Origin of the sequence: Streptomyces swartbergensis (assembly GCF_002148965.1) — a bacterium.
GTDB classification, from domain to species: domain Bacteria; phylum Actinomycetota; class Actinomycetes; order Streptomycetales; family Streptomycetaceae; genus Streptomyces; species Streptomyces swartbergensis.
Genome location: NZ_NGFN01000307.1, coordinates 1 through 10,207, shown reverse-complemented (window position 1 = coordinate 10,207; position 10,207 = coordinate 1). Strand labels below are relative to the sequence as shown.

At 69.5% G+C, this 10,207-nt stretch carries 13 protein-coding genes and 1 pseudogene; 10 read left to right on the top strand and 4 right to left on the bottom strand.

Features of this window, described 5'->3' with window-relative positions:
• Positions 1 to 547, bottom strand: a pseudogene (locus tag CA983_RS33975) (DUF3344 domain-containing protein); the annotation flags it as partial.
• 401 nt (positions 548 to 948) lie between these two features.
• Here CA983_RS33975 and CA983_RS33970 point away from each other — a divergent pair.
• From CA983_RS33970 to CA983_RS33955, 4 genes are all read left to right on the top strand, one after another.
• Positions 949 to 1,641: a hypothetical protein gene (locus CA983_RS33970; protein WP_086604626.1), complete on the top strand. Its 693-nt coding sequence runs from the start codon at positions 949 to 951 to the stop codon at positions 1,639 to 1,641.
• A 683-nt stretch (positions 1,642 to 2,324) separates the two neighbouring features.
• Positions 2,325 to 2,447: a hypothetical protein gene (locus CA983_RS49000; RefSeq protein WP_020270406.1), complete on the top strand. Its 123-nt coding sequence runs from the start codon at positions 2,325 to 2,327 to the stop codon at positions 2,445 to 2,447.
• A gap of 195 nt (positions 2,448 to 2,642) precedes the next feature.
• Entirely contained in the window at positions 2,643 to 3,137 is a 495-nt protein-coding gene (locus CA983_RS33960) for a tyrosinase family oxidase copper chaperone (RefSeq protein ID WP_086604624.1), read from the top strand.
• Positions 3,121 to 3,987 (top strand): tyrosinase family protein, encoded by an 867-nt coding sequence (locus CA983_RS33955; protein ID WP_086604623.1) that lies wholly within the window; start codon positions 3,121 to 3,123, stop codon positions 3,985 to 3,987. The genes CA983_RS33960 and CA983_RS33955 overlap by 17 nt, the downstream gene beginning before the upstream one ends.
• Positions 3,988 to 4,065: 78 nt before the next feature.
• Here the strand turns inward: CA983_RS33955 and CA983_RS33950 are convergent, their stop codons facing one another.
• Positions 4,066 to 4,359 (bottom strand): chaplin, encoded by a 294-nt coding sequence (locus tag CA983_RS33950; protein ID WP_086604622.1) that lies wholly within the window; start codon positions 4,357 to 4,359, stop codon positions 4,066 to 4,068.
• 370 nt (positions 4,360 to 4,729) lie between these two features.
• Between CA983_RS33950 and CA983_RS33945 the strand changes: the two genes are divergently transcribed.
• The 5 genes from CA983_RS33945 to CA983_RS33925 all read left to right on the top strand — a co-directional run bounded on the left by CA983_RS33945 (position 4,730) and on the right by CA983_RS33925 (position 7,073).
• Complete coding sequence (locus CA983_RS33945; protein WP_086604621.1) at positions 4,730 to 4,993, top strand: hypothetical protein; 264 nt, start codon at positions 4,730 to 4,732, stop codon at positions 4,991 to 4,993.
• A gap of 443 nt (positions 4,994 to 5,436) precedes the next feature.
• Positions 5,437 to 5,706: a hypothetical protein gene (locus CA983_RS33940; RefSeq protein WP_086604620.1), complete on the top strand. Its 270-nt coding sequence runs from the start codon at positions 5,437 to 5,439 to the stop codon at positions 5,704 to 5,706.
• 131 nt (positions 5,707 to 5,837) lie between these two features.
• Entirely contained in the window at positions 5,838 to 6,116 is a 279-nt protein-coding gene (locus CA983_RS33935) for a hypothetical protein (protein ID WP_086604619.1), read from the top strand.
• Positions 6,117 to 6,369: 253 nt separating this feature from the next.
• A complete protein-coding gene (locus CA983_RS33930; RefSeq protein ID WP_086604618.1) occupies positions 6,370 to 6,642 on the top strand; it encodes a hypothetical protein in 273 nt (90 codons plus the stop codon).
• 146 nt (positions 6,643 to 6,788) lie between these two features.
• A complete protein-coding gene (locus tag CA983_RS33925) occupies positions 6,789 to 7,073 on the top strand; it encodes a hypothetical protein (RefSeq protein ID WP_086604617.1) in 285 nt (94 codons plus the stop codon).
• A 158-nt stretch (positions 7,074 to 7,231) separates the two neighbouring features.
• Here CA983_RS33925 and CA983_RS33920 read toward each other — a convergent pair whose 3' ends face one another.
• Positions 7,232 to 8,191 (bottom strand): D-2-hydroxyacid dehydrogenase family protein, encoded by a 960-nt coding sequence (locus tag CA983_RS33920; protein WP_086604616.1) that lies wholly within the window; start codon positions 8,189 to 8,191, stop codon positions 7,232 to 7,234.
• A gap of 150 nt (positions 8,192 to 8,341) precedes the next feature.
• Here CA983_RS33920 and CA983_RS33915 point away from each other — a divergent pair, with 150 nt between their 5' ends.
• Positions 8,342 to 8,686, top strand: coding sequence for a hypothetical protein (locus tag CA983_RS33915; RefSeq protein WP_143645617.1), 345 nt, complete (start codon positions 8,342 to 8,344; stop codon positions 8,684 to 8,686).
• An 87-nt stretch (positions 8,687 to 8,773) separates the two neighbouring features.
• Here CA983_RS33915 and CA983_RS33910 read toward each other — a convergent pair whose 3' ends face one another.
• Positions 8,774 to 9,355 (bottom strand): hypothetical protein, encoded by a 582-nt coding sequence (locus tag CA983_RS33910; RefSeq protein WP_086604614.1) that lies wholly within the window; start codon positions 9,353 to 9,355, stop codon positions 8,774 to 8,776.
• Between the last annotated feature and the right edge of the window lie 852 nt (positions 9,356 to 10,207).

Below are 10,207 nucleotides of genomic sequence, written 5' to 3'. Positions count from 1 at the left end.
CCAGCCGTGTCACGTCGGCCGAGGCCTGGAAGGCGTCCATGCCGTCCGCCGCGCGGTGTCCGACCGTCGTGTCCGCGACCAACTCCTTGTACTCTCCGCCGGGTTCGGCGATCAGCACGCGCCCGTTGTCCTGCGGCGGCTTCTGTTCGCCCACGCGCAGGTTGCCACCCCAGTAGAGGCGCGCGTACGTCACCCGGGAGCCGTTGGGGAGGCGGACCTCCGCGCGGGAGGAGTTGTAGGTGTTGGGGTCGCGGTCGACATCGACGTAGAACATGTCGAAGTCGCCGTTCACACCGGACCCGCCTGCCTGGGCGTCCGGGCATGAAGGCCCCTGGGCCGTGCGGCAGGTGATCGATGCGTTGGCCGCGCGTACGATGCCGCCGTGCTGGAGGGTGAGGTGCCGCTGGGCGAATCCGAGGCTCTCGGCCTCCGGCGCGGGCGCGGCGGCCGGCGCGGCGGCCGGGGAACTGCTGGTCGCCCACATGGCGGCAAGGGCCAGGACGCCCACGGTCGCGCGGCGAAACACGGGGCCCAGAGGATGGCGCATGACCGGTCGTTGCCCTTTCGGAACAGGTGGCCGTGGCAGCAGCGCCACGAGTGCGATGCGTCCGCGCTGAGAGTGCGTCGGGCGGTTCGCAACTCTAGTCATCAATCGGACATAGTTGAAGAAATTCGGTGAAGTCTGACAAGTGTGTCGGAATCGTGAAACCGCAAGTCTTCGCGGGTTCCGGCCGTCGCCTCCGATGCCGGTCGGCTCCTCCACCCGGGGGCGGCCGGTGCCTTACTCCGGCAGAGGCCGAGAAGGGGGCGTCCTGACATACCGTCTGATCAGGGTGGGCATGGCGAATGGGGGAATGGTTAAATCCCGAAAAGCGTATGAGCGGTTGCGGGAAGTCGCGGGCGCTTTCACGGTGGGCTCAAGATCCGACGCCGTCGAAAGGAATCCCCATGTGTGCTCTGCCCGCACGGCGCATCGCGTCCAGCGCCCTGTGCGCCGCCCTTCTGGTCGGGATCACCGGCCCCGTCGCCATGGCGGCCGACTCGGCTCGCGGGCACGCTCATGTGGCGCCCGCCGCCCGGCTTCCCGGCGCGGACACGCGTCTCGCACACATCGCGAAACTCAACTGGGGTGAGCTCACCCCGGTCGCCGACCTGCTGAACGCCGTGCTGCGGGACAGCAACGGCCTACTGCCCCCGGCCGAGGCCAGGAAGCTGGGAGCCGAAGCGAAGGCCGCCCTGGCCGAGGCGGCCGCCAAGGACGCGCGAACCCCGGTGACGTCGACGGTCGTGCTGTTGCCGGCTCCCGCCCTGCCCCCTCTGCCCGCCCTGGTGCCCGGGGTGCCCGAACGGCGCGCCGCCGACCCCGTGACCGACCTGCTGGACCTCGTGCTGGGGGCTGTCGACAGTCTCCTGCAGGCGATCACCTCTGGTGTCGGCGGCATCCTTCCCTCCGTCGACGACCTGTTGAACGGGGTGGACGACCTCCTCGCCGGACTGATCGGAGGCAACCTGACGCCGCAGGACGAGTCCGTTTCGTCGACGTCGTCCAGCACGTCGTCGACAGCGGTGTCGACGACGCCCGAGCCCGTCACGTACCCCGAGGTCACGCTGCTGCCGCCGGCGCAGCCGACGGCCTCCTGAGCCACGTCCAGTCGTGGTGCCGACCTCAGGGAGCGGCGCCACGACGGTTGTTCTTCCCGCCCGACTTCGCGTATTCCTCCGGTTCTTTTCCGTTCCGTGGCCCGGTCTGTTAATAGATCTCGTATGAGATATCGGCAATCTTGGGCTTCTCCGGTTTCCGCCCAGGCCAGGGCTCGTTAGGCACGGCGACAGAATCCCCTCCGGCGACGCGCGTTGCCGAAGAAAGGAACACGATGAAGTCTCTGAAGGCTGCCGCCGTCTTTGCCGGGTCCTTGATCGCCGCCGGTTCCGCCACACCCGCGTTCGCTCAGGACGCCATGGTCGCCCCGAGCGCGCCGACCGCTCAGAGCGCTCCGGACGTGCAGGCTGTTCCGGTCGCCCAGAGTGCTCCGGTTGCTCAGGCTGCTCCGGTTCAGAGCGCTCCCGTCGCCCAGAGTGCTCCGGCTGTCCAGAGCGCTCCGGTTGCTCAGCCTGCTCCGGTTGCTCAGCCTGCTCCGGCTGTCCAGAGCGCTCCGGTTGCTCCGCCTGCTCCGCAGCCTGCTCCCGTCGCTCAGCCTGCTCCCGCCGCTCAGCCTGCTCCGGTCGCTCAGCCTGCTCCGGTTGCTCAGCCCGCCCCCGCTCCTCAGTCTGCTCCGGCCGCTGAGAACACTCGCGACCTGGCGTCCACCGACCTCACCGGCGGCGTGAGCACCAGGGTCCCCCTCGATGTGAGCGCTCAGGGCAAGGAGTCGCTGGTCCACACGGCGAAGAACGCCGCGTCCGCGGTCAACGACGCCAAGCCGGTGCACGGCAACCTGTGGTTCTAGAGCTGGGACCACGTCATGCGGAGGGCCGGTCCTCGGACAGTTCGAGGGCCGGCCCTCCGTGTGTGTCCGGCCGGTGACGCGACCCGCTCCCCGCCGGGACGGACGCCGACGATCACTTGTCTGGCCGCGCGGCGGTGACCGTGCGGGACGTCCGGCGGTTACGGCTACGACACCGGAACCGGACGAGGAGTGGACATGGTCGTCAGCATCGGCGGAGGACCGGCGGGGGGCGAGCCGTCAGCCCCAGCGCAACCCGGACCGGCGGGCAGTACTCGGCGGGAGGTGACGCGCGGTCTGCGTGCCTGCGCCCTCGCGGCGGCCCTGGCGGCCCCGGTGGCCGCCGCCTTCCGGCTCCAGCGCCCCGGACCCGGGAACGCCCCGGGCGACACGGCTGTCGATCAGACCTACCGCAGCCACCGCATCCGCGTGACGTGGACGCCGTCGGGCGGTTTGGCCGAGCAGGGTCGGTGGCACGTCACTGTGGACGGCCGCCCTCTGCATCTGATGCGCCGGGCCGACGGCACCTGGCTGAGCATGGTCGACCACTACTGCTCGTACCGGTCACCGCTGGAGGCCGCCCGCGCCGCCGTCGACGAACTCGGACCCGGCCGGCGGCTGCGCGACCTGACTCCGGAACCAGGAGACGCGGGGCATGTGCACACGGGGGACCGGCATGGCGTACGTGCGTAGGGACGCCGGCACGCTCACCAGGGCCGAGAAGCGGCGGTTCGTCAAGGCGCTGCTGGAGGTCAAACGACGGGGCGAGTACGACGAGTTCGTGCGGATGCACGTCGAGTACTTCTCCTCCGACGGCGAACACGGACTGCGCGCCGCGCACATGGCGCCCTCCTTCCTGCCCTGGCACCGCCGGTTCCTGCTCGACCTGGAGCGCGCGCTGCGCCGGGTGGACTCCTCGGTGACCGTGCCGTACTGGGACTGGACGCGCTACCGCACGACCACCTCCGCACCCTGGACGGCGGACCTCCTCGGCGGCAACGGACGCCGTTCCGACCACCAGGTGATGACGGGTCCGTTCGCCTACCGGGAAGGCAACTGGCCCATCAAAGTGGCCGTGACCGACGCGGTGTTCCTCACCCGGGACCTCGGCCGCCGCCGCTCCCCCATCGACCTGCCCACGAAGAGCGAGCTGCTGTGGGCGCTGAAGGATCCCGTCTACGACGTGGCGCCCTGGGACTCGACGGTCACACGGGGATTCCGCAACAAGCTGGAGGGCTGGGGCACCGGCGGGGGCGGCGCGTCCTGGCGCAACCACAACCGGGTGCACGGCTGGGTCGGCGGGGACATGCTCGGCGGCGCCTCCGTCAACGACCCCGTGTTCTGGCTGCACCACGCCTTCATCGACCTGCAGTGGTACCGCTGGCAGCGCAGACACCGCGGGGCCCGTTACCTTCCCGCGGCACCGCCGCCCACCGGCGACGGGCAGCACGGCCGGATCGTGGCACGGCACCAGAGGCTGCCTCCGTGGGACGTGACGCCGGACGAACTGGAGGACGTCGGCAGGATCTACCGGTACGCGTGAGGTGACGAGGGCTCGCACGCCGGAATGGGGAGAGCCCCGGCGTTCGGGGGCCGGGGCTCTCGGGGCAGACAGCAGACGTCAGTGGCGGTGCCCGCTCTTCTTGCTGCTCTTCTTGTGGTCGTCCTTCTTGTGGCCCTCGTTCTTGCAGGTGTTGCCGATAGCCGGGTTGAGCAGGCCGACGAATTGGACGGTGTTGCCGCACACGTTGATCGGCACGTGGACCGGCACCTGAACCACGTTGCCGGACAGGACGCCGGGCGAGCCGATGGCAGCGCCCTTGCCGCCGGCGTCCGCCGCGGCGAGACCGGCGCCACTGAGCACTACAGCGCCCGTGCCGAGAGCGACAACGCCAACCTTCGCGATGCGAGACATCACGTTCTCCTTAGTGACTCGGTGAGTGCGGCAGCAGTACGCGCGACCGCACTGCCCGTCTCAACGCGAGGACCCCGGGCCGGTAACGAGGTTTTTCTCCGGATCACCCGTTTTGAACGGATGCTCCGCCGTACGGGCGTTGTTTCCGCACGACCCGTGCCGAGGCCGAGGTGCGGCGAAGACGGGCTCCCCCTCTCTTCTGGCACGCGACGCGCCAGGGCGGCCCCTCGATGTCCGCGCGGCAGCGCCACACCCCGATTTTTTAGCGATTGGGCGTTTTGCGTATAAAAATCCCCGATCTTCACCTACAGTGTGTGACTGTCAGTGACCAGTCCATTACGGATTGTGTCGACTCGAGAACGGAGAGGTAATGCGCAACTTCCAGAAGGCCGCGGTCGTCATGGCCATGCTCGGCAGCGTCAGCTTCCTGGGTGCCGGCGTCGGCCACGCTGCGGACGGGGACAAGGTCAAGCTCCACAACGACCAGAAGCAGGCGTGCGCCCAGAACGACGCGCAGACCGGGCTCATCCAGCTCGACGACGTCAACGTTTCGGTCGGCCTCCTCGGCTGGTCTCAGCAGGACAACAGCGAGAAGGAGTCTCTGGCCTGCTCCCAGGGCTTCGGCAAGCACTGATCGGTTGGTCTGAGGCAGGCCCCGGGGTTCGACCATGTGTCCGAACCCCGGGGCCTCCTCCTTTTCTGCGGTCGACGCGGGATCGCTCCCGCGATCGACTTGTGAACGTGCGCGCGGCCGCCGTTTCTGCGGCCCCGGGCGAACAGTCCGACACACACCCCGGGTCGGCAGGTGCTCTTCCTGCTCGGCGACGATGACGACATTCCGCGTGTGGAGACGGATTCGCTCGCCGTCAACAGCGGCTGCCTGACCGGTAGTTGGCCGATGCTGGGGCCGGTGTCGCTGGGCGTTCGACATCTGCACAGCAACATCACAATGTGTTTTTTCAGGAAAGTTACGCGATTGGGCGTTTTGTCTATCAAAAGCCCCGAACGTCGCCTACAGTTACGACTGTCAGTGACCAGCCACTCACGGACTGTGTCAAACTCGAGAACGGAGAGGTAATGCGCAACTACCAGAAGGCCGCGGTCGTCATGGCCATGCTCGGCAGCGTCAGCTTCCTGGGTGCCGGCGTCGGCCACGCTGCGGACGGGGGCGACAAGGTCAAGCTCCACAACGACCAGACCCAGGCGTGCGCCCAGAACGACGCGCAGACCGGGCTCATCCAGCTCGACGACGTCAACGTTTCGGTCGGTGCCATCCTCGGCTGGTCTCAGCAGGACAACAGCGAGAAGGAGTCTCTGGCCTGCTCCCAGGGCTTCGGCAAGCACTGATCGGTTGATCTAAGGCAGGCCCCGGAGCTCTTCCGAGCTCCGGGGCCTGCTGTCTGACGTCCAGCTGGTCCACATGTCCGCAACGACTCCGCCGTACAGCCGCGGGGGGGTCGACCGTAAAGGAGAAGCAGATGCTCAACTCGAAGAAGATCGCAGCGGCGGTAACGGCCGGAGTCCTGGGGGGCTTCGCCCTGATCGGCGGCGGAGCCGTCCCGGCCGCCGCCCAAGGCGGCCCCGGCAGGTGCGTCGACGACGGCAAGGGGCACGTTCGCTGTGTACAGCCGAGCACGTACAAGCTCACCAGGAGCAAGGACGGCGGCGTCCACCTCAGTAACGAGTCGACGCAGACCTGTCCGGCCTCGCACCGTCAGGTCACGTGTGTCGACAGCGTCGTCCTCCCTCGGCGGTAGGTCCTGACACCTCGCCGGCTGATGCGGGCGCGATCGGCTCTTGGGCAGGGTCGCCTTAGCGGTAGTTGGTCAGAGTGGCCAGCTGGGTTCGGCCATCCGATACATGCAAAACCGCGTCGCAACGCAACTTTTTTCAAGAAACTTGCGTGAGTGGGCGTTTCGCCCGTTAGAAGCCGCATGAGGGTCACCTACAGTTGGCGACTGTCGGTGACCAACCCATCACGGGTTGTGTCCACTCAAGAACGGAGCAGTAATGCGCAACTACCAGAAGGCCGCGGTCGTCATGGCCATGCTCGGCAGCGTCAGCTTCCTGGGAGCCGGTGTCGGCCACGCTGCGGACGGGGACGAGAAGGTCAAGCTGGAGAACAAGCAGAACCAGTCGTGTGAGCAGAACGACTCGACCAAGGGCCTCATCAACATTGATGACGTCAACATCTCGCTCGGCATCCTCGGCTGGTCCGAGCAGGACAACAGCGAGCGCGAGTCCGTGACTTGCACCCAGAACTTCATCCTCGGTGGCAAGTGATCACTGATCAGGTGATCTAGGCAGGCCCCGGGGCTCGAACCAGGTGGTCCGAGCCCCGGGGCCTGTCGTCTGGCTTCTTTGTCGGCCCAAGCGTCCGGAACGACCCCGCCGTCCAGTCACGGGGGTCGACCGTAAAGGAAAAGTAGATGCTCAACTCGAAGAAGATCGCAGCTACAGCGGCAGCCGGAGTCCTGGGGAGCTTTGCTCTGATCGGGGTCGGTGCCGCCCAGGCCGCCGCCCATGGCGGCCCCGGCAAGTGCGTGGACGACGGCAAGGGCCAAGTTCGCTGCGTGCAGGGGGACACGTACAAGCTCACGACCGCCAAGGACGGCAGCGTCCGCTTCGCCAACGACTCGACGCAGAGCTGTCCGACCTCGCACAGCCAGGTCACCTGCGTCAGCAACGTCATCGTCCCTGGCAAGCAGTCCTGAAGTACCAAGAGGCAGTCGAGGCGCCTTTGTTCACGTCGGCGCCCGTGGCGTGAATCCCCGCTTACAGCGGTGGCCGGCCGGGACCCGTTAGCGGGTCCCGGCCATCTCCTTGTCCTCACCCGGACGATGGGGAAATCGGGCGCGGCCCCGGACGGGCGTCAGGGCAGACGTCGTACGGGCGCGCCCGCGAGGAACGCGCGGATGTTTTCGACCGCCTGCCCGTAGTACGTCGTGTAGTTGGCGTGGGAGACGTAGCCGAGGTGCGGGGTGGCGAGGAGGCGCGGGGCGGTGCGCATCGGGTGGCCGGCGGGCAGGGGCTCGATGTCGAAGACGTCGACGCCGGCGCCGGCGATCCGGCCCTCGTGCAGGGCGGCGAGGAGGGCTTCCTGGTCGACGATGGCCGCGCGCGAGGTGTTGATCAGGTACGCGGTCGGCTTGAGGAGGGCGAGTTCGGCGGGTCCGAGCAGTCCGCGGGTGCGGTCGCTCAGCGCGAGGTGGATCGAGACGAAGTCGCTGCCGGCGAGGAGGTCCTCCCGGGAGGGGGCGAGTTCGACGCCGATCTCGTCGGTGCGCTCCTTGGTGAGGTTCTGACTCCACGCGCTGACGTGCATGCCGAAGGCGAGGCCGACCCGGGCCACGAGGCTGCCGATCTTGCCGAGGCCGAGGAGTCCGAGGCGGCTGCCGTGCAGGTCGGTGCCGACGGTGGACTGCCAGGGGCCGCCGGAGCGCAGGGCGTTGCTCTCCTCGACGAGGCCGCGGGCGAGGCCGAGCAGCAGGGCCCACGTCAGTTCCACGGGCGGGGTGGAGGAACTCGTGGTGCCGCACACGGTGACGCCGTGCTCCTCGGCGGCCGCGTAGTCGATGACCGAGTTGCGCATGCCGGAGGCGACGATCAGTTTCAGCCGGGGCAGGCGGGCGATCAGCGACCCGGGGAAGGCCACGCGCTCCCGCAGCGTCACCACGATGTCGAAGTCGGCCAGGGCCGCGGCCAGGGCGTCCTCGCCGTCCAGGTGGGTGTCGAAGGAGACGACCTCCACCTCGTCGGCGACCGGCGACCAGTCGGCGACTTCGGTCGCGACCCTCTGAAAGTCGTCCAGCACAGCACAGCGCAGCCGCACGTCACACCCCTTCCTCGGCCCACGATGGGTTCCCGGACATGATCGGGCCTGAGCCGGGCTGCGGGAAGCGGGGTGAGACCCGCGGGACGCGGCGGGGGCGGTCGGAAGACGACCCCCGCCAGGCCTCCGGCCGCGGCCGCGGCGCTGCGCATGGCCCAGCGGCCGACGAGGGTGGTCGTCGCGCCGGCCACCAGGGGCTCCCCGGCGGCCGGCGCGGCAAGCGGCCCGCCGGCCCCGAGGTCGAGGAGGTCGGGGCCGGCGGGTGGTCGTCGCGGCGGCCACCAGGGGCTCCCCGGCGGTCGGCGCGGCAAGCGGCCCGCCGGCCCCGAGGTCGAGGAGGTCGGGCACCTCGCCGGCCCGCATCGCGACCAGGTCTCCGCCGATGACGGACGCGTCGTCGTCCTGTGGGCGTCCGCGCGGCTCGGTTCGCCGTCCACGGACAGCCGCCCGGAGGCCGCCGCCACGCCGGGGAGCCGGGCGGCCCGCTCCGCGTAACCCGGTGCGATGCCGGGCCCGGCCGAGGACACCACGTGATCGGCGAGCAGCGCTCCCGTTCCGCGCGCTGCGCGCCCCGCGACGTGATCAGCGGCACGCAGAGCAGGGTGCCGGTGAGGGGGAGAGGGTGAGCACGAGCGGGGTCACGGTGGCGGCCAACCGCGCGTCACGCCTGAGCAGGCTGCGGACCGCGAGCGTGCCTTCCCTGGGCAGGAACCACGCCTCCGGAGTCAGAAACAGGGCACCGGCCACCCGGCAGATCAGCGGCGCCGGCAGCGCCGTCCCGACCCTCAGGACGAGCACCATGCTCTCGGTCGCCCCGCCGCCCCCGTCCAGCCGGCCGGTCGCCACCGGGCCCAGACAGCCGCCGGCCCCGCCGAGAACGCCCACCCCGAGCAGCACCGCCACCAGCCAAGCCCCGGTGCCGGAGCGGCTGACTCGCGCAGCACCTCCACCGGCCGTACCCGCGACGAGCGGCGTGCGGCGGCAAACGCCGCGAGCGCCGAGGAACGGTCCGTCCCGGGGCGCCTCGACCGGTTCGCCCGACGCGTCCACGGCCGTGGTGGGGAAGGACAGTTCGGGAACGGACCGCTCGACGGACGCCAACCGGTCCAGCGCCGCACGGAGTGCCCCGGCCCGGGGCACGAACGGCTGCCCGGCGACGACCACGTCCGTGCCCGCGTAAACGCTCGGTGGGGGAGCCGGCGCGGGAGCTCGACTCCGACAGCACGGCACATGCCGTCGTCGTGATCAACGCGAGGACGAGAGCCACGAAACCGGCCACCCAGCTCGCCCCGCGGCCCGAAAGAGTCCGCCATGCGGGTCGTAACACGGGTGCCTTTCGGAGTGGGCGGCGTTCCCTTGCGGGGGCTCCGAGAGCCTATCGAGAGGCGTTCGATTCGAGGCCTGGTCCTGGCCGCCGCCTACAGGGCGTTTGGCCGGTTCGGTGCCTGGACCTGCTCGGTCTCCCGGTATGGGGAAGCGACACGGACGTTGCTGGACTCACCGATGCAGCGTGGCGCGGGCGCGCCGCTGCACGGCTGGGCGCGGCGCTGCTCATCGTCGGGCGGCGCCCCTCGCGCATCGGCTCATCGTCGGCCGGCGCGTCTTGAGAATGGTGCGCAGTCGATGACAAGGCCCGCACAGCAAAAACGCCCTCCCGATGGGAGGGCGGAGACTTGCGCCCCCGGCAGGACTCGAACCTGCGGCCAAGCGCTTAGAAGGTGCGCGGGCCTAAGCGATGTGCTCACCAGCGTCTTTGCAGGTCGCTCGCGAACGAAATTCGTCAAAGCGCTTGCTGTCATTTTCGAGGGTATCCGGCGCGACTCTGGCCGGATATCACCCCAGGTCAGAGACACAAAACCGCCCCGGCAGCCCATCGTAGGGGCGAACCGGGGCGGCCGGGCGCGCTCCGCCATCTGGACGGAGATGGAACCTCGCGCGAGAGTGCCTTCGCGCCCGCGTGGGGGGCGGGGGGCGAGCCCGCCGCAACGATGCCTGTACGTGGCATCAGCCTGCAAC